Here is a 25,878-nt window from a genome sequence, read left to right on the forward strand (position 1 = left end):
CCAACCTCCCGTCGAGGACGCCGGGAGCGGCGGAGGTTCAGCCTCAGCGGGAGTGGGGTCGGCCCCTCCTGCCTGGGACAGCAGCAACAGCACCAGCAGTGTGGAAGTCATCGGCGCCTCCAACAGCAGCCCCAGAGACTAGCCCGGATTATTCACCAGGGCCTGGTGGGGAGCCGCGAAGCAGCCATGCGCAGGGCCCGGGGGTACGATCTGGCTCGTTGCCCCTATCTGGCAGGTGAGTGGCGGTCAGGTTGGTAAAGGGGCGCGAAATCCGTGGGGGTTGGATGCCAAGGACTCGCGCGCAAGCACGGGACGCACCTCGGCCGTGTCGGCCAGGTGGCCGAAGCAGCAGAAGCGGGGCGTGCACCGCGCGTCAGCTCACTGGCGGCGGCCATGACAGCCTCACCCCGGCGCTGGAGGCCGGGATTGCCTGAGCAGCAGCGCCCCGCCATCGCTGGACGTGTCCGGCGCGTCGCTGCCCTCGTGGCCCGGGCGCTTCCCGCGGGCGAGCGGCTGCCGCGCTCACGTCTGCTCGATGTGGGATGCGGGGCGGGACGCTGGGCCTCCCGGTGGGTGGCGGCGGGGGCTCGCGAGGTGGTGGGGGTGGAGCCGGCACCTCCCATGGCGGCCGCAGCGGCCGCACTTGGCCTGGAGCGGTTCCGGCTGGTGCCCGGTCCCATCGAGGAGCATGTGCCGGAGGGAACCTTCGACGCGGTGCTGGCGAGCATGTCGTTGGATCATGTCGAGCACGTCGCCCCGGTCCTGGGCCGGTTGGCCCGGCACCTCACTTCCCATGGCCGGCTCATCGTGACCACGGAGCACCCACTGCGCACGGCTCCGGTGGATGGACCCCGTTGGGTGGAGGAGCCGGGCGGAGCGCGCTCCGCCCGGGTGCGTGACTACGACCAGGAAGGGTGGCGGGTGTTCCAGTGGTTCGGACACCCGTCGCCCGTGCGCGTGTACCACCGGACGATGGGCTCCTGGGTCCGGCTGTTGCGCGAGGCGGGGCTCGAGCTCATCGCCGTGCATGAGCCGGTGTCGGACCACCCGAGAGATGGGAGGAGTCCGCGCTTCTGGCTGCTCGTCGCGCAGAAACCAGGTTCCCGGCGCTCCCTGGTGACCGTGGATGGCGCGGCGGCGAGCGGGAAGACCTCGTTCGGCGCGAGGCTCGCCCAACGGCTGGAATGGATGCTGGTGGATTCCGGCCAGCTCCAGCGTGCGTTCGCCTGGAGAGGGCTCGCCCAATCGCACTCGCAGCCCGTCCAGGTTCGCTTCGACGAGGGCCGCGCGCGGTATTTCGTGGGCGCGCGAGAGGTGACGGACGAGCTGGGGAGTCACGCCGTGGCGCGGGCCTGCTCGGAGGTGGCCCGGAATCCCTCGGCGGCGGAGGAACTGGCCGCGATGCTCGGAGAGCTGACACGCGAGCGCTGTGTCGTCACCGGACGCGCCATGGGCCGCTTCCACGTGGACCCCGTGGCGCGTTTCTTCCTCTCGGCTCCCGCGGAGATACGCGCCGCCAGACGCGGTTGCTCCGTCGAGGAGATTGAAGAAAGGGATCGCCAGGACAGGGAGCGGGGCCGGCTGCTACCGCCGGACATCGATACCCTCCTGTTCGACACCGGTGCACACGCGCTCGAACCGCTCGTGGAGACGGCGCTGGCCGTCATCCGGCAACGGCTGGTGATGTCCTGACCGGGAGGTCTCCCGCCCGCCGACTTCACGTGTCGGGTCGGGTGCCCGACGGCGGACGTAGTACCGACTTCCCTGGACAGGTCCTCTGAGGTAGTACACGGCACCTGACTGGAGAAGACATGTCCACGACCGTTACCATCACCATGCAGGAGCGAAGGTTCTTCGAGCGCATCTACCAGGTCGCCGAGCAGGTGCCGCACGGCCAGGTGTCCACCTACGGGGACATCGCGATCATCGTCGGGGGCGGGTGCGATGCGCGCATCGTGGGGCTCGCCATGGGGGACCTGGGGCCGCGCGCGGCCAAGGTGCCCTGGCAGCGGATCATCAACCGCTCGGGAGGCATCAGCACGCAGGGGTACAACCAGCGCGAGCTGCTGGTGGCCGAGGGCGTCGAGTTCGACGACAAGGGCAAGGTGCTCCTGGACCGCTTCCGCTGGGCCGGGCCGAGCCAGGAGTGGGCCACGAAGCACGGCTTCACCCCGCTGCCCGCACGCAGCCCGGGCAAGGAGGAGGACAAGTCCCAGATGCGCCTGTTCTGAGCCTCCCGGGGGGCCGGGCTCACCCGGGTTCGGGGTCGGGGTTACTCCGGGTAACAGTCTCCGAACACCTCGGCGATCCACTGGCCCGCGCCCTGCGTATACTCGGCGCCTCTATGGAAGGCCGCCTGGTTCTCAAGAATTGCTCCATCTTCCGCGCCGACGGCCGTGGACGTGCCGGTATGGCCGTCGTCATCGAGGGCGGCCTCATCCGCCGGGTCGCTCCCGATGCCGAGGTCCCCGTGCTGCCCGGGGACTGGGAGGTCTCCTGCCGGGGCCGGCTGGTGATGCCCGGCCTGGTGGACTGCCATGCGCACCTGGTGGGGGACCTGATGGTGCCCACCTCGGGCGAGCTCCTGCTGCACCCGCCCCAGGTGCGCCTGGAGCACGAGCGGCGTCTGGCCGCCCAGCTCACCGCCTCGGAAGTGGAGGTCCTCTCCCTGTACGCCATGGCCCGTGCGCTGCGCTCGGGCATCACGCTGGTGGTGGACCACCTGTCGTGTCCGGGGGACGTGTCCGGGGGACTGGATGCCCAGGCGCGCGCGGCGGAGCAGCTCGGCCTGCGGCTGGTGGCGAGCCATGCCACCACCAGCCTCGAGGGCACCTCCGAGTCCCTGGCCCAGGCGGAGGCCAATGCCGACTTCGTGCGGCGCCGCGGCTCCCATCCGCTGGTGCGGGGCGCGCTCGGCTTCCATGCCTCGTGGACGTGCGCCAATCCCCTGTTGCAGCGGCTCAGCCGTCTGCGGGAGTCCTCGGGAGCGCCCGTCGTCTTCCACCTCTCCGAGGGGGACCACGACCTGGCCACCACCTGGGAGCAGCACTTCCAGCGGGTGGTGCCCCGGCTGGAGGCCTTCGGGCTGCTCGGGCCGCTGTCGGTGGCCGCGTACGCGCGCGCCGTGGACGACACCGAGTCCGTGCGCCTGGCGGAGACTGGCACCTGCGTGGCGCTCGGTCCCGGGTCGGCGCTCCTGGTGGAGCCCAGTGGCCGGGCCCTGGAGACGCTGCATGGACGCCAGAACCTGATGGGGCTGGGCAGCGCCGGACACGGCAACCTCTGGGACGCGGTCGCCGCCTCGCTCATCACGGCCCTGGGCGCCGCGCGCGGCTCTCGGCTGGTGGACCCCGATGGCGTGCTGGTGCAGCTCTTCGCGGATGGCCCGGCCGAGCTGTGCTCGCGCCTCTACGGCGTGCCCTCGGGCTCGGTGGAGGAGGGGCGGCTGGCGGACCTGGTGGTGTTCGACTGCGTGCCCGCGCTGGACCCCGACAGCGGACAGGCCCCGTTCCTCCTGGGCCAGCTCGGGCGCTCGCGGGTGGCGTGGAACATCGTGGATGGCCGCGTCACCGTGCGCGAGGGGCAGGTGCTCGGCATGGACGATGTGGGGCTGGCGCGCGAGGCGTCCCTCGTGCTCTCGCGGCTGTGGGCGCGCACCCGCATCCCGGAGTCGGCGGCCCACTTCTGGCCGGTGCGCCAGGGATGAGCCCGGGGACCGCTTCCCTGGTGGAGCTCCTCCGCCAGGCCCACGAGCGGCGCGCCCCGCTGCGCGAGGACCCGCGCACCACGGCCTTCCGGCTCGTCAACGGCGAGCCCGATGGTGTGCCGGACGTGACGGTGGACGTCTTCGAGTACCTCCACGTGGTGAGTCTCTACCGGGACTTCACCCCGGACGAGGAGCAGGCGCTGCTGGAGGGCGTGATGTCCGCGTGGGCGCCGCGCAGCGTGTACCTGAAGCGCCGGCCGAAGGAGGCGCGCCACCTGGCCAACGTGGCGAAGGAGCAGCTCGCCCCCGAGCAGGCCGAGCGCGGCGAGCCGGTGGAGTCGCTGGTGGCGCTGGAGAACGGGCTGCGCTTCCTCATCCGTCCGGGGCAGGGGCTGTCGGTGGGCCTCTACCTGGACATGCGGGACACGCGGGCGTGGCTGGCCGGAGAGGTGCGCGGCCTCACCGTGCTCAACCTCTTCTCGTACACCTGTGGCTTCGGCGTGGCGGCCACGGCGGGTGGGGCGAAGCGTGTCCTCAACATCGACGCGAGCCGCCGCGTGCTGGACTGGGGCGAGGAGAATGCCCGCCTCAACGGGCAGCCGGTGGAGCGGTACGACTACGTGGCCGGGGATGTCTTCGACTGGCTGGGCCGGCTGGCGCGCAAGGGGGAGACGTTCGACGTGGTGGTGGCGGATCCGCCCTCGTTCGCCACCACGCGCACCAGCCGCTTCTCCGCCGCGAGGGACTACGCGCAGCTGGCCGAGGCCGCCGCCCGGGTGGTGGCACCGGGAGGCCGGTTGGTGGCGTGCTGCAACCTCGCCACGCTGGAGCCGCGCCGCTTCGAGGCCATGGTGACGGAGGGCGTGTCCCGGGCGAAGCGCAAGGGCAGGGGGCTGCTGCCGCTGGGGCCCTCGCCGGTGGACTTTCCCGCGTCCGCCGCGCACCCGGCCGCCCTCAAGGTGCGGGTGCTGGAGCTGCCTTGATCAGGCCGTGGCCAGCCGTTTGAGCAGGGACTCCAGCACGTCGAGATCCAACGGCTTGACGAGGTGGGCATCGAAGCCCGCCTCCTTGGACTGCTGCCGGTCCGAGGCCTGGCCGTAGCCCGTCACGGCGATGAGCCGGATGCCCCGGGCCGCGTGCCGCTGGCGGAGCAGGCGCGCCAGCTCGTAGCCGTCCATGACGGGCAGCCCGATGTCCAGCAGGGCCACCTCGGGCTGGAACGTCTCCGCCATTTGCAGGGCGCTCGGGCCGTCATAGGCCACCCGGGTCTCGCACCCCAGGACCTCGAGCGACTCGGAGAGGATGTCGGCCGCGTCCCGGTTGTCGTCCACCACGAGCACGCGGCCGGGCACGGTGTTTCGCGCGGGCGGTGCCGGCTCCACCTGGACGGGGGCGGCCACGCTCTGCTCCTCCTCCACCCGTGGCAGCGGGAGCCGGACCGTGAACTCACTGCCGTGCCCCCGGCCCTCGCTGTGCACCTCCACACTGCCGCCATGGAGCGTGACCATGCTCCGGACGATGGCGAGCCCGAGCCCGAGTCCTCCCTGGGACCGGTCCAGGGCCTGGCTCTCCTGGACGAAGAGCTCGAACACCCGGGGCAGCGTCTCCGGATCGATGCCCGTGCCATTGTCGCGGACCCGGACGACGGCCTGGTGGCCCTCCCGCACGGCCTTCACCGAGATGCGGCCGCCGGGCTCGGTGTACTTCGCGGCGTTCGTCAGCAGGTTGGAGAACACCTGGGCGAGCCGCGTTGGATCCGCGTCCAGGCGCAGGCCTCGCGGGGGCACGTCCACCGTCAGCGTGTGCTCGCGCTGTTCGATCAACGGGCTGGCCTGCTCGAGGGCCTTGGCCACCACCGTGGACAGCTCGAGCTTCTCCCGCTTGAGCTCCACCTTGCCCCGTGTCACGCGCGACACGTCCAGCAGGTCATCCACCAGCCGCACCAGGTGCTTGACCTGCCGCTCGATGAGGGTGCGCTCCCGCTCCATCTCCGCGCCGCCGCGCAGCTGCATCAGCTGCAGCGCCGTCAGGATGGGGGCCAGGGGATTGCGCAGCTCATGGCCGAGCATCGCGAGGAACTCGTCCTTGGCGCGGTTGGCCGACTCCGCTCCCCGCCGGGCGAGCGCCAGCTCCGTCACGTCGAAGGCCACGGCCACGATGCCCTCCACCTGGCCCGCCTCGTCGAGCATCGGCTGATAGACGAAGTCGAAGAAGCACTCCTCCAGCACACCGGCCGTGCCCCGGTTGAGCATCATGCGCACGGACCTGCCGATGTACGGCTCGCCCGACGTGAACACCGTGTCCAACAGCTCGTAGACGCCCTGGTTGGCCAGCTCCGGAAGGGCCTCGCGCACGCTCCGGCCCAGCACCGGGCGCGTGGAGAACAGCTGGAGGTAGCTCGCGTTCAGGAAGTCGAACACGTGCTCGCGGCCCCGCAGGATCGCGATTCCCACCGGGGCATGCTGGAAGACGCGGGCGAGCCGCCGGTGGTGCGCCTGCTCCACGGTGCGCAGCCGGGCCCGCGCGAGCTGGGACTCGACGCGCGCCACCAGCTCCCGGGCCGAGAACGGCTTCACCAGGTAGTCATTGGCCCCCGCCCGGAGTCCCTCGACATGCGCCTCCTCGCCGGCGCGTGCCGACAGGACGATGACGGGCACGTTCCGCGTGTGCTCGTGGGCGCGCAGCTCCCGCAGGAGCCCGAAGCCATCCAGGCCCGGCATCATCACGTCCGTGAGCACCAGGTCCGGCGGCCGCGTGCGTGCGGCCTCGAGCGCGGCCACGCCGTCCGGGGCCGTCTCCACCTGCCAGCGCTCGGCGAGCAGCCGGCCCACGTACTCGCGCATGTCCGCGTTGTCGTCGGCGAGCAGGATGCGGGCCCCGGCCACGATGTCCATCACCGGGTGGACCGGCGCGCTCAGCCGCGAGGGCTCCACGGCGGGCACCTCGGGCGCGCCGGGCAGCCAGCGCAGTGCCTCGTTCACATAGGGCGCGGCCCCGAGCGCCGTGGACTCCCGCGTGCGGCCGGCGGCCACCCGCTCCTTCGGCAGGTGCGCCGTTCCGGCCGGGATGCGGACGGTGAACGCCGTGCCCTGGCCGGCCGTGCTCGTGGCGGTGATGGTGCCCCCGTGCATGCGCACCAGCTCGTGCACCAGCGCCAGGCCGATGCCGGAGCCCTCGTGCGTGCGCGAGCGCGCCCCCTGCACGCGGTGGAACCGCTCGAAGAGGTAGGGCAGCTCGCTCTCGGGGATGCCGGTGCCCGTGTCGCGCACCTGGAGCTCGGCGCCATCGCCCACCCACCGCTGCGAGACGTGGATGGCGCCCTCGAACGTGAACTTCAGCGCGTTGGAGAGCAGGTTCAGGACGATCTTCTCCCACATGTCCTGATCCACGTGGAGCGGCTCGGGGAGGGGAGGGCAGTGGACCTCGAAGGAGAGCCCCGCGCGCTCGATGGCCGAGCGGAAGGCGCTCGCGAGGCCGGCCGTCAGCTCCGCCAGGTCCACCGGGGTGTACACGGCCTGGACGCGGCCGGCCTCGAGGCGCGCGAAGTCCAGCAGCGAGTTGACGAGCTTCAACAACCGCAGCGCGTTGCGGTGGACGGTCTCCAGGTTCTCGCCGGTGAGCGCTCGCGAGGGGGAGGCGAGCGCGTCCTCCGTGGGCCCGAGCATCAGCGTCAGCGGGGTGCGGAACTCGTGGCTGACGTTGCTGAAGAAGGCCGTCTTCGCGCGATCGATCTCCGCCAGCGCCTCGGCGCGCTGGCGCTCCTCCTCGTAGGCGCGCGCGTTGGCGATCGCCGTCACCACCTGATCCGCCGTCAGCCGGAAGAGGCCCAGGTAGTGGTCATCCAGCACGCGCCGGGGACTGACGCCGGAGACCAGGAAGCCGTACGGGTGGGGCTGGCCGGGCCGCGACAGGGGGAAGACCACCGCCCGCTCGGAGGGAATCCCCCAGCGGCCTCCCGGCATGGGACCGAAGCGCTCCGAGAGGTCGTCGACGAGGGCCTCGCGTCCGGCGCGGGCCGCCTCGGCGAACGGCCACCCCGCGGTGTCGCGGGCGTTGGCGTCGAAGGGCACGTGGGTGGGCTTGCCCGGGCCCTCGTAGCGGTCCAGCCCGGTGGTGCTCACGAGCCGGAGCTCCCGGGCGTCCTCGCTCAGCAGATAGAGGAGGGAGAAGGGCAGGTCGGCGTCGTTCTCCGCGAGGATGCCCGCGGCCGTGCGGCAGGCCTGCTCCGCGGACTTCGCCTCGGCGGCCCGTGCGGCCAGCTCGCCCAACATCCGCAGCTGGCGGTTGTCCCGCTCCTGCCCGGTCGTCTCCTGCACCGTGACGAGCACGCCGCCCACCTGGCCTCCCTCGGCGGGGACGGGGCTGTACGAGAACGTGTGGTAGGTCTCCTCGGGGAACCCGCGCCGGTTGATGAGGAGCAGGAAGGACTCGTTCCACGTCGCCGGGGCCCCGTCGAGCACGCCCCGGGCCATGGGCCCGATGACGTCCCAGATCTCGCTCCACACCTGTACGGCGGGAGCGCCCAGGGAGGCGGGGTGCTTCTCTCCGAGGATGGGCCGGTAGCCGTCGTTGTAGATTTGAATGAGGTCCGGTCCCCACCAGAGGAGCATGGGGAAGCGGTTGCGGAGCACGACGCCCACCATCGTCTTGAGGCTGGTGGGCCAGCCGGACACGGGGCCCAGGGGCGTCTTGGACCAGTCCAGCGAGCGCACCAGCGCGCCCAGCTCACCGCCCTCCGCGAGACAGCTTTCCTGGGTGCCGGAGACGCCGGGCGCGGAGGGGTCGTTCTTGTGCATTCCAGGTCTCGATCGCGAGGGCGGTTCGGGCTTGTAGCGAGGGAGACCCGGTTTCGCCGGGCACGTCCCTCACACCAGGCCGCTCGCTGTCCCGGGGAGCCACCTGCCTGGCGACTGTCTCCAGGCGGGTGGCTCGGGGTGCTGCCTACCTGCCTCGGCCCGGCACCTTGCTGGACAGGTCCGGGAACACCTTGCGCCACTCGGGAATGTCGTCCTGGGCGGCCGAAGCCGACGAGGCATTGCCCTGCGTGGCGTGGGATCCCCGGGCGGGCGGCGGCGGGGGCGGCGCGCTCTGCGCCTTCGGGTTCCGGCCGCCCGTCCGGGTGGATTCCTGGAACTGCTCCGTCCCGACCATGCGCCGGAGCGCACCCGCGGACCGGCCCAGGTTCTCCAACACCTTCGTCACGTCCTTCAACTGGGCGGTGCTGTCCTTCAGCCTTCGGTCCAGCAGCTCAAAGGGATGTGCGCCCCCTTCAGCGTTCTTCATGAGAATGGTCTTCCTCTCCAGCTACGTGATTCCCCCAACGTGCTTGTAAATCCGCGCGGGCGCAACAGTTCCGTGCGTCCGCGGGGGGCCGGGGGGAGGAGCGGAGGTTGGAGCGTCAATCAGGACACGGCAGGGGCCTGCTGGACGGCCCCCGGGTTGCCTGTCCGCCGGGTGGGGATGTCTGTCATTGTCCGGCTTGACTCCTGACCCTAGGTCATTTAATAAGTGACTCATGGTCAGCGAGCGGCTGGCCGGAACCTTTCGTCCTCGCGGAATCCAGGAGGCAGTCATGTCGAACCAGGCCTTGTCGAAGTCGGTCCTCATCACCGGGTGCTCCACGGGCATCGGGCGAGCCACGGCGTTGCGGCTGGTGCGGGCCGGGTGGAAGGTGTACGCGACGGCGCGGAGCGTGGAGAAGCTGGGGGAGCTGGAGGCGGCGGGCTGCCGCACGCTGGCGCTGGACGTGACGGACGAGGCGTCCATGGTGGCGGCGGTGCGCCAGGTGGAGCGGGAGGACGGGGCGGTGGGGGTGCTCATCAACAACGCGGGCTACAGCCAGTCGGGGGCGCTGGAGACGGTGGAGCTCGGGGACGTGCGCCGGCAGTTCGAGACGAACGTGTTCGGGCTGCTGCGGCTCACGCAGCTGGTGCTGCCGGGCATGCGGCGGCAGGGCTGGGGGAAGGTGGTGAACATCGGCTCCATGGGCGGCAAGCTGACGTTCCCCGGGGGCGGGGCGTACCACGCGACGAAGTACGCGGTGGAGGCGCTCAGTGATGCGCTGCGCTTCGAGGTGAAGGGCTTCGGGGTGGACGTGGTGCTGGTGCAGCCGGGGCTCATCCGCACCGAGTTCAGCCAGACGGCGGTGGGCGGCATGAGCGCCAGCCTGGAGAAGGCGGACGGGCCCTACGCGGGCTTCAACTCGGCGGTGGCGCGGTCCACCCAGGAGGCCTACGTGAAGGGGCCGCTGGCGAAGCTGGGCGGCGAGGCGGAGGACGTGGCGCGGGTCATCCAGCGCGCTGTGGAGGCCCGCCGGCCCCGCGCGCGCTACACCGTCACCGCCTCGGCGAAGGTGATGCTGGCGCAGCGGGCGATGATGCCGGACGGCATGTGGGACGCCTTCCTGCGTACGCAGTTCCCCCAGCCCGGCGCGAGGAGCTGACCCCCGGGGCGGCGCAGCGGCCACGGCGGCCCTTTCCGGGGGCCGGGCCGCGTTGAACTTGGCCAGAAGGGCCTCGGGGGCGCTATCGTGGTGGCACTGATGTCCACCGCCGCCCCCCGCGCCCCCGTGCCGTTCGGCCAGTACAAGCTCATCGATCGCCTCGCCGTGGGCGGCATGGCGGAGCTGTTCCTCGCGCAGCAGTCCGGCCCGGACGGCTTCGAGAAGCCCGTCGTCATCAAGCGCATCCGCCCGCACCTGTCGCGGCAGTCGCCCTTCGTGCGCATGTTCCTCAACGAGGCGCGGCTGGCCGCCCAGCTCAACCACCCCAACATCGTGCAGATCCACGACCTGGGGAAGGTGGGGGACAGCTACTACATCGGCATGGAGTACCTCTTCGGCCGGGACATGCGGCGGGTGGTGCCCAAGGCCGAGTCGCTGGGGATTCCCTTCCCCATGGTGTACGCGCTGAAGATCGCCTCGTCCGTGTGCGAGGGCCTGTACTACGCGCACCAGAAGGTGGACCTGTACGGGGCGCCGCTGAACATCGTCCACCGGGACGTGACGCCGGAGAACATCTTCGTGTGCTTCGACGGCACGGTGAAGGTGCTGGACTTCGGCATCGCCAAGGCGGCCAACCGGGCGGAGCAGACGCGCGCCGGAGAGCTGCGCGGCAAGCTCAGCTACCTCAGCCCCGAGCAGTGCCTGGGCAAGCCGTTGGATCACCGCAGCGACATCTTCTCGCTGGGCTCCGTGCTCTACGAGTGGCTCACCGGCTTCAAGCTCTTCACCGGCGAGTCGGACGTGTCCGTGATGCGCAGCATCGTGGATGGGAAGGTGTACGCGCCCTCGTACTTCCGGGCGGACATCCCCGAGCCCGTGGAGGCCATCCTCATGAAGGCCCTGGAGCGCGACCGGGACAAGCGCTACCCCACGGCCTGGCACTTCCAGCAGGATCTGGACCGCTTCCTCAACACGTACGACTTCACCCCCTCGAGCCTTCACCTCTCCAACTTCCTCAAGCAGCTCTTCCTGGACGAGCTGGAGGAGGAGCAGCAGCGGCTCAAGCCCCAGCGGCCGGCGCCGTTCTCCGCGCCCGCGCCCACCACGCAGCCGGAGCTGGAGTCCGTGCTCCCCGTGGAGGAGCCGTCGGGCGGCGAGCGCATCGTCGCGGTGCCCGTGACGGCCGCGCAGCTCGAGTCGCTGGAGGCCCTGGCGCGCAAGCACGGCGTCCCCGTGGGCAAGATGGTGGGGGAGCTCCTCTCGGTCTGGCTCAAGTACCGCTGACATGCCCCGCCTGAAGCTGACCCTCGAATACGACGGCACCCGGTACGTGGGCTGGCAGGTGCAGCCCAACGGCGTCTCCATCCAGTCCCAGCTCGTCCAGGCGCTCGAGAAGCTGCTCGGCGAGCGGGTAGAGGTGGAGGTGGCCGGCCGCACGGACGCGGGCGTGCATGCCACGGGGCAGGTGGTGTGCTTCGACACGCCGCGTGCGCTGCCGCTCAAGGCGTACTGGAAGGGGCTCAACGGCCTGCTGCCCGAGGACATCGCCGTGGTCCGGGCCGAGGAGGTGCCCCCCGAGTTCGACCCGCGCCGCTGGTCCCACGGCAAGCGCTACCGGTACCGGGTGAGCAACAGGCCCTCGCGCTCGCCGCTGCGCCGCTTCACGCACTGGGAGGTGTTCTCCCCCCTGGACGTGGAGGCGCTGCGGCGCGGTGCGGCACACCTGTTGGGGCGGCATGATTACTCCGCGTTCCGGGCCGCGGACTGCCAGGCGGCCCATGCCGTGCGCGAGGTGCGCCGGGTGGACATCCAGGGTACGTCCGGCGACGAGCTGTCCGTCACCGTCGAGGGCACCGCCTTCCTCAAGCACATGGTGCGCAACCTCGTGGGCACCCTGGTGGAGGTGGGCAAGGGGCGCCGTCCCGACACGTGGGTGGCCGAGGTGCTCGCCTCGAGAGAGCGCAAGCGGGCGGGTCCCACGGCGCCGGCCCATGGGCTGGTGCTGGAGGAGGTCTTCTATGGAGATGGCCCGCCTCCTCGGACCCCGGGCGGCACGGCGGACGGCGAAGACGCGGAGTGAGGACTCCGAGTGCGTGCCGGGGCCGGGGTTGCGCTAGGCTGCCGTTCCCGTGAGCACTCAGAAGAAGAGCGTCCTCGATCCGCTGCGCGTCCGCGTCCGCCGTATCCAGTTCACCGTGGGGCTCGGCTTCCTCGCGTTGGTGATGGGCACCGCGCTGACGCTGTCGCTCTCGCTGCGGCTGTCCGACAGCATCGGAGCGCTGCCGTCCTGGCTCATTGATTTCTTGTTGGCTCCGGTGCTGCGGCACCTGTGGGTGCTCGCCGTGCTGCCGGTGCTCTGTTACGGCGCCGCCCGGATCATCGAGCTGAAGCCATGGGCCACGGCGCTGGGGGCCGCGGCGACGGGCCTGTGCTTCACGCTCGCCATCGAGTTCACGAGCAAGGGAATCGATGGGTGGCTGGCGGCGGGAGGACTGTCGCTGGTGTTGGAGCTGGGGGTGGTGGCGGGGGGCGTGGTGCTCAGCCAGCGGGCGGTGGTCCGGGGCCGGGCCGACGCGGGCAAGCAGGAGACGAAGGCCCAGCAGCAGGCGAGTGAGCGCAAGGAGGAGTACGCCGAGTTCCTCCGGGAGGCGGAGCTGGCGGGAGAGAAGAGCGCCCAGCGGGAGGCCGCGAAGCCCGAGGGGCAGGGGGCTCCCGTGCAGTCGCTGCCGTTGCCGGAGCAGCCCGCGGCGCCGGCCGCTGCCTCCGAGGAGACGTCCGAGCAGAAGCCCCCGGGCGAGCCGAAGGCTCCCGCCGCCTGAGCGCGCCCCTCCCGGCAAGGAGTGGTTACCCCGGGGATACCGGCTGGGCATGGACCCCTGGGCCTGCTTCCGCGACGTGCCGCCCAAGCTCGGTGACACCCGCTTCCCCGCCTCCCGCCTCGCGGAGCTCCTCCCCGAGTCGTGGGCCCAGCAGCAGGCTCAGCAGCGATCCCCGGCTCCGAGGTCTCCTCGGGCCGGGGTTTTTCTTCCTCACGCCTCCGAACGCCCACCAATCTCCGGGAAGCGCGCATAGGCTCGCTTGAGGGCCTCGAGGTGCTCGGGCTTGTCCAAGTCGAGCGGCGCCGCGGTGAGACTCACAACCCATCCCCCCGACGCCGTTCGCCTGGCGCGCGACAGCAGCTCCGCGTCGCGCGAGGGGTCCGGGAAGCCGATGGCCTCCGCGGCCACCGCCGACCAGTAGTTGATCCACCCCAGGTACCGGGGCACCTTGGGCGAGCGGATGTTCCACGGGAGCTTGAGCATTGGCAGCCCAAGCGGCGGCCCGTCAGGATTCCCGGACTTCGGCCCTACTTGCGCTGCGATGACCTGCCTCACCGGCCCGGGGGCCACGGTCCCCCACCTGGCACGCACTCCTTCCGCGACGTTCTCCAGCATATCCACTGCCGCCACGACAACGGGCTCGTCATGGGGGAGCTTCGCATGGACGATAAGCAACGGCTCGCCCCCCGGACTCGCAATCGCACTCTCTCGCTGCCCATCCACCAACACCGGGTAGCTCTCGTCCCCATTGCACAACAACCCAAACCCACCGTCCGCGGCCGACTCCGCCAGCCACGCCGCGCGCTGACGAAGCGCGACGGGCCGCCCCGCGTCGGAGACCCGCCACGCCAGGCGCAAGCCGGGGAGAGCCCGCTCCATCCCTTCAATAGCCGCGAGCGGCCTCCCGTCGTCGCTCGTGAGCGCTGGCGCGAAGACATGCAGATGGAGGCGAGCCCGAGTAGTCATCATTTGCACCCTGTGACGACGATATCAAAGCTGTCGTCCTCATCCAGCAGAGCGGCTTTGTGCGCCTCGCTGATCACCCCCACTTTGAAGGTATACCCACAGGCCAGAGCAATCGCGCGGTACTCCCTGAACTCCTCAACCTCCTTCTTGACCGTGATCCCCTTGAGGAAGTCGCTGTACCCGTCGAAGTACTCGACCTTGATTTCCCACAGCACCCGTACTCCCACCTGAAGCGCGTCGAAGCTCTTGCCATCGACCTCTGCATCCTTCCCGGGCCAGCGGTTGGGCGGATACCCGTCGGCGCACGTGTTGTGCGCCTTGTTGCCTCCCTTATGCGGCACCGGAAGGGCCTCGCACTTGCGCTCGCGTTCCCTGTCGGTGGGCTCGGGGGCCGGCCCTGGCGGCCAGTTCTCGCCGGTGGGCTTGGGCTTGGGAGCCCGCTTCTTCTTGAGCTCCGGCGGAGCGGGCTTCGTCTCTGTCACCGGCCGTGTCTCCGGTACGGGCCGTGTCTCCGGCACCGGTCGTGTCTCCGGTACGGGCAGCGTCGGCGGCGGACGCACCTGGGGACGGCCCCGCTTCTCGTACGCCTCCAGCGCCTCGGAGATCGCGAACCCCACCACCACCACGCCCACGACGACCACCGCGCCCACTGCCAGCTCGGGCGCCGCGAGGACACAGAGCCCGATGCCCAAGGCCCCGGCGCCCGCTGAGGCGACAGAGCACCGTCCCGTGGGGTCCCTGAACCGCACCCGCTCCTGGTCGAGCGCGTAGAAGCACCGCTCCACCAGGTCGGCCCATGGCTGGCCCGCCTCAACGACGCACCGGCCCCCGTCCGTCCAGGGCAGCTTCGCCGCCCGCCGGAGGTGGGTGACCACCAGGTCCTCGCGCGGCACCTCGGCCGCCACCTGGGCACCACCCCCACGGCGCCAGCTGCGCCTGCCGGTGAGCGTCCCTCCCATGGGGTAGCTCGTCGCGCACGCCGCCTGCAGCCCGAGCACCACCAGCACCAAAGCACGCGAGACAATCCAGGGCCTGCCGCGCGAACTCCGCCGGACCTCGAGCTGCGTTCCGCCGCCCTCCCCCACCGCAGGACCTGGGTGCTTCTTTTTCACCATGGCATTGGCCTTTCCATGGCCACCCGTGCCCGGACGATCTTGGACAGGGGAAGGATGCGGTAGGGAGTGTCCGGCAACCGCTCAATCAGCTCCGCCCCGTTGCAGTGCAGATAGAAGGCCCAGAGGTCTGGGTCCAGCCGCCAGCCCACCCGCTGTTCGAACTCCTCGAGCTCCTCGGGCGTAGCGGGTGGATACGGGAAGTGATCGCGGGAGACCTCTTCGAGCAGGCTGCTCAGGGTCATGGCCATTGTCGTGAGCTATTCCGGGTCGAGGGTCCAGGTACCTTCCTCCCATCGTTTCAGGGTCATGATCGCTCCGATAGCGGCGACTCCTCCTTCCTTCGCTGCTACTTCCAGGACAGCCTTGGCTTCTGCCGTCCGGTAGCGCAGCAGGAATGCTGCCGCCATGGCTCGAACATCTGTGCGTGGGTGTTTCAACAGCACCGAGAGGGCATCCCGCCCGGCGTTGCCCTGTGCTCGTAACTCCTGCAGCGCGGCCGTGTAGCGTTTCGCGTGTTTGTTCCCCGTTCTGGCATCGCCTCGCCGAATGGCATCGGTCTGGGCGGCCACGTTCTGGGCGAACTGCTCGACGAGTTCCTCCAACTTCATTACCAGAATCCCTTCGGATGGGAACTCCTCGTGGCCCTTGCCGCTCTCGGGCTCAGAGCTGTGCCAGGAGGCTCGCGACGAAGAAGGCCAGCAGGAAGGCCGCGCCGACGGAGAAGCCCCACAGCAGGGACAGGCGCCCCTGGCGGGCCAGGCTGGGCGTACGCAGCAGCCAGGGGCCCACGATGAAGGAGAGCGGCCAGTAGTAGATGCTGAAGGCGTAGAGCACCGGCGTGACGCCCACGAACAGCCCCGTCGAGCCGGTCATGGGGCCTCACGGGCCAGGGACGGTTCAGCCATGTACCACGCGCTGTGCGCCCCTGCGCAGCAGGAGGTCCGGCAGCTTGAAGCGGTGATCTCCTCGCAGCACCAGCCGCTCACCCTCCACCGCGCCCGTACAGGCCAGTCCCCGCTGCAAGGCCTGGAGCCACTCCTGCAACCCCGCGGCGGGCAGGCCCAGCCCCTCCACCACCGTCACCTCCTGGCCCGCTCGGTCCGTCTCGAGCCGCACCACCACGCGCTCGGGTCCTCCCGGGGGCGGGGTGTCGGGGAAGTCCTCCCGGCGCAGCTGGGGCTTCGTGGAGGGCAGCGTGTCTCGCAGCGCCCCGAGCCGGGCGAACGGGTTGTTGAAGCCCTTCTCCTTCGGATCCTGCTTCGCCATGTCACCTCCCGCGTGCGGGCTCCAACGTGTCAGGTGGGCAGCTCGAGTGTCCGGGATGCGCCCACGTGCCGGAATCCGAGGCGCTCATATACCCGCCGTGCCGGGTTGCCGTCGCTCACGACGAGGCTCAGGGCCGGCAGCTCCGCCCGGGTCGCGAGCCACAGTGCACGGCGCAACAGCGCGGCGCCAGCCCCGGCATATCGGGGCGCGGGATGCCGGTACACCTCGATCACCCACGGGCCTCCATGGGGAGGCGTCCCGTCACGCAGGGTGACGAGACAGACCCCAACGACCTTGTCCCCATCCAGCGCGAGCCCGCTGCACGGCAGGAGCGGACCCAGCACCTTCCCCGCGAGAATCCCGGCGACCTCCTGCCGTGCCTCAGTGGGGGTCCATCCAAAGCAGTCCGGGTGCCCGGGCGGATAGGCCACGAGCAACAGCCGCGCCAGCTCCTCGGCGGTCCGCTCGACCCCTGTCAGACGGAGGCCCGCCGGTACTTCGGGGGCGCTCCATGCGGAGGGCGCGGGAGCGGCCCGCAGGTCACGGGAGTACCCGTGCGCGTGCCGCAGGATCCGGGCGCCTCGGCCGATGAGCTCCGTGCCCAGGGCCTCATCCTCCGTGGAGAGGACCCAGCCGCGCAGGGTGGAGCACAGCACGTCGGCACACCGGGCCGCGTCCACATGCGGCATGCGCCAGGCGAGGTCCGCCCAGGGCCGCCCCTCTCGGGTGGTGGGCGTATGCGCGAGGACGATGTTCCCCCTGTCGTCCCGCACGGGCTCACGGGGGAGCCCCGCGTGCGCCCAGGGATCTCCGGGCTCCGTCATGCCGTCCGTGCCCGGGGTGACAGAGGCCAGAGGACGGCCCGAGCCCTCGCTGTGCTCGGCTCCCTTCTCTCGTGGCCCGCCGCTCTCCGGTTGTGTCTGTCTTGTCATACGAGCCCCCGCCGAGCGTCATCACAACCACGCGAATCGTGCTCCGTCCACTTTGACGGTTCAATCCACAGGGGGCTTGTGTGTCGAGAGGACGTATCTATTACGGCTTGGGTGTCTTCTTCGGGTTGGTGCTCCTGTCCTGGGTGTTCTTCCTGCTGTCCTTCCTCCGCCGGGCCCGCTTCTTCCACCCCACGGGGGTGGTCTACACGGCCACGGCGTATCCGGCTCCCGGACTCGCGTCCGTGGTGGGCATGGAGGCTGCCGAGCGTCTGTCCGGCTGCGCCCTCGTCCGCTTCTCGGGAGGTATCTTCAAGCAGCATGGCACGGCCGTGAGGACGGACTCGCTCGGGCTCGGCGTGCGCTTCCACGGCAAGCCCGGGCCGTGCGCCACCAATGAGCGGGGCGGGCAGGATCTCTTCCTCGTCTCCTTCCACTCCTTCGGAGCGATCGCCCACGACATCAAGGCCACCAACCCCGGGGATTATCTGGCCAACACCTACTGGGCCATCACGCCCTATGAGGTGAAGGGGTTCGGCCAGGTCTCGCTGCGCATCACCGCTTCCGGCTCGGGCGCCCCGGGCTCGTCGCGGGACGAGCGGCTCGAGGACGCGGTCCAGGCGGGCACGGCCAGTCTGCGGCTCGAGATGGCTCCGTGGGGGACGAACGACTACCAGCCGCTCGCGGATGTCCGGCTCGAGAGCCGGGTGGAGCTGGAGGACGAGCTGCGGCTCACCCCGCATGCCGCGGGGTGTGGGCTGCGTCCGATCGGCTTCCTGCAGGGACTGCGGGTGTTCCCCTATGCCGCCAGCCACCTGGCGCGGCGGCTCCGCCCCGAGACTCCGAGGAGGGCGCTACGGCCTGGCACCCGGCTCACCCTCCCGGACTCCGGGGCGAGCCATCGCACGAACGTGAACGTCCCACCTGCCTTCTCGTCCCGGAACGAGGCTCGGGAACGAGGGGTGGGTTGAGCTTCGTTGCCCGCTGCCCGCCGGGTCCATAGCTTTTCAGGGCGGGCAGGCAGGGCGCCGGAGCGGGTTCCGTCGAGGGGGCGCGGGAGAATGCCATGCAAGGTGGCGATGACACTTCTGACAGGCTCGGCAGCATGTCCGGGGAGTCGGACCTGGACGACTCCTTCCTGCGGGAAGTGGCCCAGGTCCCCGTGCCCCTGCGCAGGCCCCTTCCCGGGGAGCGCCTCGGAGGCCTGGATGGCCGCCGCTTCAAGCTCCTCGAGGAGCTGGGCGCGGGCGCCATGGGCCAGGTGCTGAGCGCCTGGGACGAGCAGCTGCGGCGCGAGGTGGCCCTCAAGTTCCTCGTGCCCCGCGAGGAGCTGGCGGGCCTGGCGCTGGCGGAGGCCCGGGCCATCGCGCGGCTGGACCATGAAAACATCGTCCGCATCTTCGACGTGGCCGAGTGGGCCGGGCGCCCGGACGAGCCGCGCATCCCCTTCCTGGTGATGGAGCGCCTGGAGGGCGAGTCGCTCGCCCAGCTCATGCGGCGCGAGCGGCCCACGCTGCGGCGCACGCTGGAGATCATGATGGCCGTGGCCGCGGGGCTGGCGCACGCCCACGAGCACCACATCGTCCACCGCGACCTCAAGCCCAGCAACATCCTCATCACCCGCAAGGGCGGGGTGAAGCTGCTGGACTTCGGGCTGGCGTACCTGCTGGAGCCCACCACCGCGCTGGCGCCCCGGCTGCCCATGGCGGGCACGCCGCCCTACATGGCGCCGGAGCAGTGGCGGGGCGAGGCGTTGGACGAGCGCACCGACATCTGGGCCGCGGGCGTGGTGCTCTACGAGATGCTCACGGGAGAGCTGCCCTATTCGAGCGTGAACCTGGAGGAGCTGCGGGCCCGGGTGCTGTCCTCCGAGCCCGTGCCGCTGTTGCGCGAGCGCCACCCGGAGCTGCCCTGGGAGCTGGAGTCGTTGCTGGCGGTGATGCTGGCGAAGGATCCAGCCCGGCGGCTGCTGTCCGCGGCCGAGCTGCAGGAGGAGCTGCGCGAGCTGGAGGAGCACCTGCGCCCCGGACGCAGGCAGCCGCGGAACGTGGCCCCGCAGCGGCGCCAGGTGACGCTGGTGGCGTGCAAGCTCCAGGGGCTCACCCACCTGGCGGAGGACATGGACGCCGAGGACTTCGGCGAGTGCGAGGCGGCCTTCCACCGTGGCTTCTCCCGGGTCATCCAACAGCATGGCGGCTTCGTCACCCTGTGCATGGGCGACGAGGCGTTGGCGTGCTTCGGCTATCCGGTGGCGCGCGAGGAGGACTCGGAGCGCGCCGTGCACGCGGGCCTGTTGCTGGTGCCCGCCATCCGCGAGGCGCTCGGGGAGCGGCTGCCGTGGAGGGAGCGGCCGGAGTTGAAGGTGCACGTGGGCATCCACACCAGCATGGTGATGCTGGATGACCTGCCGCAGGAGCTGCGGGGGCGCACGCCCGGCATCCAGGGGGAGGCGCCGAAGGTGGCGGCCTGGTTGGCGCTCCAGGCCGGGCCGGACGAGGTGGTGCTCAGCCGCGAGGCCCATGCCCTGGTGCAGCGCGCCTTCGTGACGGAGGCGCTCGGTTCCCGCTCCTACGAGGGCTCGCGCAGCGTCCGGGTGTACCGCGTGCTCGGCGCGCGCCGGACGGTGTCCCGGTTCGACCGGACGCTGGCCGTGGGCGGAGGGCTCACCCCGCTGGTGGGGCGGGAGCGCGAGGTGGCGGAGCTGCTCTCGCTCTGGGAGCGGGCGCGGGCGGGGGAGGGCGGCTTCGTGTTGCTCTCGGGCGAGGCGGGCATGGGCAAGTCCCGCCTCATCCAGGAGCTGCGCGAGCGGATCGGCCGGGAGCAGGCGCTGCCCCTGCGGCTGCAGTGCTGGTCCCAGTTCTCCACCAGCGCCTTCCATCCGCTCATCGAGGCGTTGCAGCGGTTGTGGCTCTCCCCGGAGCGCTCTCCCCAGGAGAACCTGCGCGTGCTGGAGGAGTGGCTCGCGCCGTGGGCGCTGACGCCCGTGCAGGTGGGCGTGCTGGGCTCGCTGCTGTCGCTGCCGGTGGCGGAGTCCTCGCCGCACCTGCGCCTCACGCCGGAGCGGCAGCTGGAAGAGCTGCTGGACGCGCTGGGCACGCTGCTGCTGCGGGTGGCCGCGGCGCACCCGGTGCTCCTGGTGGTGGAGGATCTGCACTGGGCGGACCCTTCCACGCTGCGGATGCTGGGCTCGCTGATGGAGCGGCTGGGGTCGGCGCGTGTCCTGGGCGTCCTCAGTGCCCGTCCCGAGTTCCGCCCGCCCTGGTCCGCACGGCCGGAGTTCCACCGGCTCACGCTGGAGCGGATGTCGGCGGAGTGCACCGTGCGCCTGGCGAAGGAGATGGCCCGGGGCCAGGAGCTGCCCGAGGCCGTGCTGGAGCAGCTGGTGGCGCGCACGGATGGCGTTCCGCTCTTCGCCGAGGAGATGACGCGCATGCTGCTGGAGGGCGGGGCGGCGGCGTCCATTCCGGTCACCCTGCAGGAGCTGCTCCTGGCGCGGCTGGACACGCTGCCGCGGCGCCAGAAGGAGCTGGCCTGGTGGTGCGCCGTGCTGGGCCGCGGCTTCACGCGCGAGCTGCTCCTCACCGTGACGGGCCTGCGCGAGGCCGAGCTGCGCAGGGACCTGGCGGGGCTGGTGGCGGCGGGCCTGCTGCAGCGCTACGAGGAGGCCGCCGGGCCCTGCTACCAGTTCCGCCACGCGCTCCTCCAGGAGGCGGCGTATCAATCCCAGACGCGCGGAGTGCGGCGCGAGCACCACCGGCGCATCGCGCTCGCCCTGGTGGAGCACTTCCCCGGGATGGTGGAGAACCGGCCCGAGCTGCTCGCCCACCATTACACGGAGGCCGGGGAGGTGAAGCCCGCCATCCGCGCGTGGAAGCAGGCGGGCCTGCGCGCCAGCCGGCGCTACGCGAACCAGGAAGCCGTGAGCCACCTCACCCAGGCGTTGAAGCTGCTGCGGAGCCTGCCGGATGCCGCGTCGCTCCTGCCCGACGAGCTGGAGCTGCTGCTGGCCCTGGGCCTGCCGTTGGTGCAGCTGCGGGGCTACCACTCGCCCGAGGTGGCGCGGGTGTACGAGCGCGTGCGCGAGCTCTTCCGGCTGGTGGGCGAGGGCGTGGCCCGGATGGAGCTGCCGTACTGGGGCGCGTACGCCTACTACTTCACGCGGATGAAGTTCCAGGAGGCGAACGAGCTCGCAGAGCTGCTGGTGGGCCTGGGCCGGCGCCAGTCCAACCGGGAGCTGCTGGTGATGGGGCACCGGATGATGGCCACCAACACCTTCACCTGGGGCGACATGCCCACCGCCCTGGCCCACATCGAGCAGGCCCTGGTGCACTCCGAGGAGCCCTCGCTCGAGCACCACCGGGCCCTCGCGCTGAAGCAGACGGTGAACCCGCGGGCGATGGCACTCGTCTTCAGCTCCGTCATCCACTCGGCGCTCGACGAGCAGGAGGTGGCCCGCCGCCATGCACACGAGGCGTTGGAGCTGGCCGGCAAGCTCGGCCATCCCCACACGTGTGCCGGCGTGTTCTCCTACGCGGCCATGGGCGCGCAGATCCGCGGGGATGGCCGGAGGACGCTGGAGTGGGCGGAGCAGGGCATCGCGGTCGCGGGCGAGCACCGGTTCCGGCTCTGGTTGTGGTGGTCCACCCTGCTGAAGAGCTGGGCCCTGGCCGAGCTGGGGCAGGCGGAGGAGGGACTGGCGCTCATGCTCCGGGCGCTCGAGGAGTGGGCGCGCTCGGGCTTCGTGCTCGGGACCCTGCATAACTCCGCGATGCTCGCCGACATCTACCTGAAGCTGGGCCGGGCCGAGGAAGGACTGGCCGCCATCGAGCACGCGCTGACGCCCGAGAAGCTCCGCACGGGTGAGACGAGCTTCGAGGCCTATGCGCATCTGGTCCGCGCCCGGTTGCTGGTGCTGCGCGGCCGGGCGCCGGAGGCGCGCGAGGCGTTCCTGCGGGTCCTGGAGAGCGCTCGCAGGCAGGGCACGCGCATCTACGCGCGGCGTGTCCTGACGGAGTGGGGGCGGTGGCTGGAGCGGCCGGAGCCGCGGCTGGACGAGTCCCTGCCGTACCCCTGAATCATCGCGCTCACGGCACCCGGCGTCCCACCAGCCGCGTGAGGATGTCCTGGAACTCGCCGGGGCCTATGTCAGCCGCTTCCAGGGTGGCCAATCCTCCGCGCCTCGGGCGAGAATGCGGCGGCACATGGGGAAAGAGCGAATGGCGGACAGCCCGATCGACGACAGCATCTGCCCCGAGGAAGGCGCCGTACGCGAGGCCTTGTCGGGACGTTTCCCGGAAGCCGAGGTGGCGCGGTTGCTCTCGCACGCGGAGCGGTGTCCCGCGTGCAGCCGCCTGCTGGTGCGCAGTGGCACCCTCGCCTCGCCGGAGGAGGTGCCCACCCACGTGGTGGCCCCGCCGGCCCCGCTGGCCCAGCCTCCTCCCGAGGAGGTGCTCCCCCGCGGCGCCATGGTGGGCCGCTACATGGTGCTCGAGAAGCTCGGCGCTGGGGGTATGGGCGTCGTGTACGCCGCGTATGACCCCGAGCTGGATCGCAAGCTCGCCCTCAAGCTGCTCCACCCGGGCTCGGATCAGGTGGAGAAGAGCGGCGGCCAGGCCCGGCTGATGCGCGAGGCCCAGGCTCTGGCGCGGCTGGCCCACCCGAACGTCATCTCCCTCTTCGACGTGGGGACGTGGAGCGGGCGTGTCTTCCTCGCCATGGAGCTGGTGGAGGGGCCCACGCTGCGCGACTGGCTCAAGCAGGCGCCCCGCTCCTGGCGCGAGGTGGTGGAGGTGTTCACCGCCGCCGGACGGGGGCTCGCGGCCGCGCACGCCGCGGGGCTGGTGCACCGCGACTTCAAGCCGGACAACGTGCTGATGGGCGGGGACGGCCGCGTGCGCGTGCTGGACTTCGGTCTGGCCCGGCCCGCCTCGGCCGCCGACGAGCCGCTGCCCGCGCCCGCCGCGCTCCCCCTGCCCGAGCGGAGCAGCTCGCCACTGGACACGCCCCTCACCCGCGTGGGCCTCGTCATCGGCACGCCGGCCTACATGGCGCCGGAGCTCTACAGCGGCGGTGTCCTCGACGCGCGCTCGGACCAGTTCAGCTACTGCGTGGCCCTCTACGAGGCCCTCTATGGCGAGCGGCCCCATGGCCGGACGCCGGGCCCGCCCTCCACGTGGCGCACCCCCGAGCCCCCTCGGGACTCCCGCGTGCCCGCCAGCCTGCGGCGCCTCGTGCTGCGCGGGTTGGACCCCAAGCCCGAGCAGCGCTTCCCCTCCATGGAGGCGCTGCTCGAGGCGCTCGGCCAGACGCTGCCGATGCCCCAGCGCTACTGGCTGGTGGCCGCCACCAGCCTGCTGCTGCTGTCGCTCGGCGTGGGGTTGCCCCTCCAGTACCGGGCCCAGGCGGAGCAGCCCTGCCGGGGCGGTGCCCGCCACCTGGAAGGGCTGTGGGACACCGCGCGCAGGGAGTCGCTCGGCAAGGCCTTCCACGCCACCGGCAAGTCCAACGCGGACGAGTCCTGGTCGCGCACGGCCCAGGTGCTGGACACCTATGCCCGGGGCTGGGTGTCCATGCACGCCGAGGCCTGCGAGGCCACCCGCGTCCGTGGCGAGCAGTCCGACGAGGTGCTCTCGCTGCGCATGGCCTGTCTGGAGCGGCGGCTGCACGCGCTCCGGGCCCTCACGGACGTCTACTCCCACGCGGACGCCGCCCTGGTGGACCAGGCCGCCAAGGCCGCCCACTCGCTGCCCACGCTGGATGGGTGCGCCAACGTCGAGGCCCTGCGCGCCACCGTCCGCCCGCCGGAGGAGCCGGCCACGCGCGAGAAGGTGGAGCAGCTGCGGCTGCGGCTCGCCGAGGCGCGGGCCCTCTTCGACAGCGGCCAGTTCAAGCCCGCCCTGGAGCGCGTCCGGACGCTCGCCGGGGAGGCGGTGGCCCCGCGCTACCGCCCGCTGGAGGCCGAGGTGCTCGAGCTGCGCGGGGCCCTGGAGGAGAAGGCCGGGGACTTCCCCGCCTCCGAGGCCACGCTGCGCCAGGCGGTGTGGGCCGCGGAGGCCGGCCGCCACGACGAGGTCATCGCCTCGGCCTCGGCCCGGCTGGTGCGCTCGGGGATGCTGCAGGCCGAGTTCGAGCAGGGCCGCGAGTGGGCCGAGCACACCCGCGCGGTGCTGGAGCGCATGGGCGGGGATGACCGCATCGAGGCCTTCGTCACCAACGCGCTCGGGGCCATCCTCCTGCGCGAGGACAGGATGGACGAGTCACTGGAGCACTTCCGCCGGGTGGTGGCGCTGCGCCAGAAGGTCTACCCGGCCGATCACCCCGAGGTGGCGGCGGGCTTCAACAACCTGGGCGCCGCGCTCACCAAGCTGAACCGGTACGAGGAGGCGCGCCAGCAGCTCGTCCAGGCGCAGGCCATCTACGAGAAGGCCCTGGGCCCCACGCATCCGGAGACGGGCAACGCGCTGCACAACCTGGGGCGCCTGTCGCAGCACCTCGCGGACGACGCGGCGGCCCTGCGCTATTTGCGGGGAGCCCTGACGGCGCGCGAGGCGGGGCTGGGGCCGGAGCACCCGGAGGTGGGGGCCACCTCGGGCTCCATGGCCGTCAGCTACTGCAACCTGCGCCAGTACACCGAGTGCCTCGCCATCTCCGAGCGGGGCCTGGCCATCCGGACGAAGGCCTTCGGGCCCAAGCACACGGAGCTTCCGGCCAGCCTGAGACAGGTGGGGACGGCCCTGGAAGGCCTGGGCAGGAAGCAGGAGGCCCTGGAGCGTTTCCAGCAGGCGCTGCGGGTGGCGGAGTCCCTCGAGACGCCCTATCCCCCGGATGTCATCTTCTCCCGGGTCGAGCTCGCCAAGGCCCTGCGGGCCCGAGGCCGCCGTGCCGAGGCCCTGCCGCTCCTCCAGCGTGCCCTCGCCCTGGCGGAGAAGGAGATGGGCAAGGACGCCGTCGAGACGGCTTCCGCGCTGGAGGGACTGGGCGCCTGGCACCTGGAGGGTGGGCAGCACCGGCAGGCCCTCGCGCATTACCAGCGGGCCGTGTCCATCCGGGAGAAGGACAGCCCGCCGGGGCACCCGGACCTCTTCGAGCCGCTGGTGGGCGTGGGCAGGAGCCAGGTGGCGTTGAACGCACCGGCCGAGGCGGTGGCTCCGCTGGAGCGGGCGCTGGCGTTGGTGGGCTCCCCGCGCATCGCCCCGGAGGATGCGGCGGACCTCCGCTTCCTCCTGGCCCGGGCCCTGTGGGACGCGGGCACGGGGCGGGAGAAGGCACGGGAGCTGGCCACCGGGGCGCGGGAGGTGCTCCTCCAGGCGCACAAGGCTCCCGAGGCCGCCCAGGTGACGGCGTGGCTGGAGGCCCACGGCGGCCCCTGATGCGGGGGCGGGGAGGCGCTCCGGGGGGTTTGGCCGCCTGGCTGCCCTCCCACCGGGGCCGTGCCATTGACAGGACGTCCGTTAAAACGGATATTGCGTTCGTCCGCTACGGCGGACATGGTTCCGCTATCGGAGAGACCCTCTGTCATGAGCTCGGCTGCCGAAGTGATCAACCTCGATGAGTTCCGGAAGCGGCGTGAGTCCAGGCCTTCGTCGACTCGGTCGCCCGCCCCCATGAGCCTCTGGACGCCGGTGTGGGTGTGGGT

At 71.5% G+C, this 25,878-nt stretch carries 19 protein-coding genes and 1 pseudogene; 11 read left to right on the top strand and 9 right to left on the bottom strand.

Annotated elements, in window-relative coordinates; genetic code table 11:
- The first annotated feature begins 426 nt into the window (after positions 1-426).
- The 4 genes from VFZ09_RS11345 (at position 427) to VFZ09_RS11360 (ending at position 4,689) form a co-directional block, all read left to right on the top strand.
- Entirely contained in the window at positions 427-1,692 is a 1,266-nt protein-coding gene (locus tag VFZ09_RS11345) for a (d)CMP kinase (RefSeq protein ID WP_329727543.1), read from the top strand.
- 119 nt (positions 1,693-1,811) lie between these two features.
- Positions 1,812-2,231: an MGMT family protein gene (locus tag VFZ09_RS11350; RefSeq protein ID WP_329727544.1), complete on the top strand. Its 420-nt coding sequence runs from the start codon at positions 1,812-1,814 to the stop codon at positions 2,229-2,231.
- Positions 2,232-2,410: 179 nt separating this feature from the next.
- On the top strand, positions 2,411-3,706 hold the full coding sequence (locus VFZ09_RS11355; protein ID WP_329727545.1) for an amidohydrolase family protein: 1,296 nt from the start codon (positions 2,411-2,413) through the stop codon (positions 3,704-3,706).
- Positions 3,703-4,689, top strand: a complete 987-nt coding sequence (locus VFZ09_RS11360) for a class I SAM-dependent rRNA methyltransferase (RefSeq protein ID WP_329727546.1) — start codon at positions 3,703-3,705, stop codon at positions 4,687-4,689. Before VFZ09_RS11355 ends, VFZ09_RS11360 begins: the two co-directional genes overlap by 4 nt.
- Here VFZ09_RS11360 and VFZ09_RS11365 read toward each other — a convergent pair whose 3' ends face one another.
- Both VFZ09_RS11365 and VFZ09_RS11370 read right to left on the bottom strand, forming a co-directional pair.
- Positions 4,690-8,502, bottom strand: coding sequence for an ATP-binding protein (locus VFZ09_RS11365; RefSeq protein WP_329727547.1), 3,813 nt, complete (start codon positions 8,500-8,502; stop codon positions 4,690-4,692).
- Positions 8,503-8,647: 145 nt separating this feature from the next.
- Complete coding sequence (locus VFZ09_RS11370; protein WP_329727548.1) at positions 8,648-8,989, bottom strand: hypothetical protein; 342 nt, start codon at positions 8,987-8,989, stop codon at positions 8,648-8,650.
- 289 nt (positions 8,990-9,278) lie between these two features.
- Between VFZ09_RS11370 and VFZ09_RS11375 the strand changes: the two genes are divergently transcribed.
- The 4 genes from VFZ09_RS11375 to VFZ09_RS11390 all read left to right on the top strand — a co-directional run bounded on the left by VFZ09_RS11375 (position 9,279) and on the right by VFZ09_RS11390 (position 12,967).
- Positions 9,279-10,148 carry an oxidoreductase gene (locus VFZ09_RS11375; protein WP_329727549.1) on the top strand — a complete coding sequence of 290 codons (870 nt, stop codon included), beginning with the start codon at positions 9,279-9,281 and terminating at the stop codon, positions 10,146-10,148.
- 99 nt (positions 10,149-10,247) lie between these two features.
- A complete protein-coding gene (locus VFZ09_RS11380) occupies positions 10,248-11,432 on the top strand; it encodes a serine/threonine-protein kinase (protein ID WP_329727550.1) in 1,185 nt (394 codons plus the stop codon).
- 1 nt (position 11,433) lies between these two features.
- Positions 11,434-12,228 (top strand): tRNA pseudouridine(38-40) synthase TruA, encoded by a 795-nt coding sequence (truA, locus tag VFZ09_RS11385; protein ID WP_329727551.1) that lies wholly within the window; start codon positions 11,434-11,436, stop codon positions 12,226-12,228.
- 49 nt (positions 12,229-12,277) lie between these two features.
- The gene (locus VFZ09_RS11390; RefSeq protein ID WP_329727552.1) at positions 12,278-12,967 is read left to right on the top strand and encodes a hypothetical protein; all 690 of its coding nucleotides are present in this window, start codon (positions 12,278-12,280) and stop codon (positions 12,965-12,967) included.
- A 210-nt stretch (positions 12,968-13,177) separates the two neighbouring features.
- Here the strand turns inward: VFZ09_RS11390 and VFZ09_RS11395 are convergent, their stop codons facing one another.
- From VFZ09_RS11395 to VFZ09_RS11425, 7 genes and pseudogenes are all read right to left on the bottom strand, one after another.
- On the bottom strand, positions 13,178-13,936 hold the full coding sequence (locus tag VFZ09_RS11395; protein WP_329727553.1) for a DUF5953 family protein: 759 nt from the start codon (positions 13,934-13,936) through the stop codon (positions 13,178-13,180).
- Positions 13,933-15,048 (bottom strand): DUF6310 domain-containing protein, encoded by a 1,116-nt coding sequence (locus VFZ09_RS11400; protein WP_329727554.1) that lies wholly within the window; start codon positions 15,046-15,048, stop codon positions 13,933-13,935. The genes VFZ09_RS11395 and VFZ09_RS11400 overlap by 4 nt, the downstream gene beginning before the upstream one ends.
- 14 nt (positions 15,049-15,062) lie before the next feature.
- Positions 15,063-15,296, bottom strand: a pseudogene (locus tag VFZ09_RS11405) (SMI1/KNR4 family protein); the annotation flags it as partial.
- Between the two features lie 9 nt (positions 15,297-15,305).
- Positions 15,306-15,656 carry a DUF2019 domain-containing protein gene (locus VFZ09_RS11410; protein ID WP_329727555.1) on the bottom strand — a complete coding sequence of 117 codons (351 nt, stop codon included), beginning with the start codon at positions 15,654-15,656 and terminating at the stop codon, positions 15,306-15,308.
- A gap of 52 nt (positions 15,657-15,708) precedes the next feature.
- Positions 15,709-15,921: a hypothetical protein gene (locus VFZ09_RS11415; RefSeq protein ID WP_329727556.1), complete on the bottom strand. Its 213-nt coding sequence runs from the start codon at positions 15,919-15,921 to the stop codon at positions 15,709-15,711.
- A gap of 24 nt (positions 15,922-15,945) precedes the next feature.
- A complete protein-coding gene (locus tag VFZ09_RS11420) occupies positions 15,946-16,314 on the bottom strand; it encodes a translation initiation factor (RefSeq protein ID WP_329727557.1) in 369 nt (122 codons plus the stop codon).
- A gap of 29 nt (positions 16,315-16,343) precedes the next feature.
- A complete protein-coding gene (locus tag VFZ09_RS11425) occupies positions 16,344-17,246 on the bottom strand; it encodes a GNAT family N-acetyltransferase (RefSeq protein WP_329727558.1) in 903 nt (300 codons plus the stop codon).
- Between the two features lie 80 nt (positions 17,247-17,326).
- Here VFZ09_RS11425 and VFZ09_RS11430 point away from each other — a divergent pair, with 80 nt between their 5' ends.
- The 3 genes from VFZ09_RS11430 to VFZ09_RS11440 all read left to right on the top strand — a co-directional run bounded on the left by VFZ09_RS11430 (position 17,327) and on the right by VFZ09_RS11440 (position 25,612).
- Positions 17,327-18,214 carry a hypothetical protein gene (locus VFZ09_RS11430; RefSeq protein ID WP_329727559.1) on the top strand — a complete coding sequence of 296 codons (888 nt, stop codon included), beginning with the start codon at positions 17,327-17,329 and terminating at the stop codon, positions 18,212-18,214.
- A gap of 95 nt (positions 18,215-18,309) precedes the next feature.
- The gene (locus VFZ09_RS11435) at positions 18,310-22,317 is read left to right on the top strand and encodes a protein kinase domain-containing protein (protein ID WP_329727560.1); all 4,008 of its coding nucleotides are present in this window, start codon (positions 18,310-18,312) and stop codon (positions 22,315-22,317) included.
- Between the two features lie 142 nt (positions 22,318-22,459).
- Positions 22,460-25,612, top strand: a complete 3,153-nt coding sequence (locus VFZ09_RS11440) for a serine/threonine-protein kinase (RefSeq protein WP_329727561.1) — start codon at positions 22,460-22,462, stop codon at positions 25,610-25,612.
- Positions 25,613-25,878: the final 266 nt, after the last annotated feature.

Origin of the sequence: Archangium sp., assembly GCF_036277355.1 — a bacterium.
In the GTDB taxonomy this organism is placed as follows: Bacteria; Myxococcota; Myxococcia; order Myxococcales; family Myxococcaceae; genus Archangium.

What these genes read in the sequence shown, in the direction of transcription:
- VFZ09_RS11350 (WP_329727544.1), top strand. Translation starts at nt 1,812, where the DNA reads ATGTCCACGACCGTTACCATCACCATGCAGGAGCGAAGGTTCTTCGAG.
- VFZ09_RS11355 (WP_329727545.1), top strand. Translation starts at nt 2,411, where the DNA reads ATGGCCGTCGTCATCGAGGGCGGCCTCATCCGCCGGGTCGCTCCCGAT.
- VFZ09_RS11360 (WP_329727546.1), top strand. Translation starts at nt 3,703, where the DNA reads ATGAGCCCGGGGACCGCTTCCCTGGTGGAGCTCCTCCGCCAGGCCCAC.
- VFZ09_RS11365 (WP_329727547.1), bottom strand. Translation starts at nt 8,502, where the DNA reads ATGCACAAGAACGACCCCTCCGCGCCCGGCGTCTCCGGCACCCAGGAA.
- VFZ09_RS11370 (WP_329727548.1), bottom strand. Translation starts at nt 8,989, where the DNA reads ATGAAGAACGCTGAAGGGGGCGCACATCCCTTTGAGCTGCTGGACCGA.
- VFZ09_RS11375 (WP_329727549.1), top strand. Translation starts at nt 9,279, where the DNA reads ATGTCGAACCAGGCCTTGTCGAAGTCGGTCCTCATCACCGGGTGCTCC.
- VFZ09_RS11380 (WP_329727550.1), top strand. Translation starts at nt 10,248, where the DNA reads ATGTCCACCGCCGCCCCCCGCGCCCCCGTGCCGTTCGGCCAGTACAAG.
- truA (WP_329727551.1), top strand. Translation starts at nt 11,434, where the DNA reads ATGCCCCGCCTGAAGCTGACCCTCGAATACGACGGCACCCGGTACGTG.
- VFZ09_RS11395 (WP_329727553.1), bottom strand. Translation starts at nt 13,936, where the DNA reads ATGATGACTACTCGGGCTCGCCTCCATCTGCATGTCTTCGCGCCAGCG.
- VFZ09_RS11400 (WP_329727554.1), bottom strand. Translation starts at nt 15,048, where the DNA reads ATGGTGAAAAAGAAGCACCCAGGTCCTGCGGTGGGGGAGGGCGGCGGA.
- VFZ09_RS11410 (WP_329727555.1), bottom strand. Translation starts at nt 15,656, where the DNA reads ATGAAGTTGGAGGAACTCGTCGAGCAGTTCGCCCAGAACGTGGCCGCC.
- VFZ09_RS11415 (WP_329727556.1), bottom strand. Translation starts at nt 15,921, where the DNA reads ATGACCGGCTCGACGGGGCTGTTCGTGGGCGTCACGCCGGTGCTCTAC.
- VFZ09_RS11420 (WP_329727557.1), bottom strand. Translation starts at nt 16,314, where the DNA reads ATGGCGAAGCAGGATCCGAAGGAGAAGGGCTTCAACAACCCGTTCGCC.
- VFZ09_RS11425 (WP_329727558.1), bottom strand. Translation starts at nt 17,246, where the DNA reads ATGACAAGACAGACACAACCGGAGAGCGGCGGGCCACGAGAGAAGGGA.
- VFZ09_RS11435 (WP_329727560.1), top strand. Translation starts at nt 18,310, where the DNA reads ATGCAAGGTGGCGATGACACTTCTGACAGGCTCGGCAGCATGTCCGGG.
- VFZ09_RS11440 (WP_329727561.1), top strand. Translation starts at nt 22,460, where the DNA reads ATGGCGGACAGCCCGATCGACGACAGCATCTGCCCCGAGGAAGGCGCC.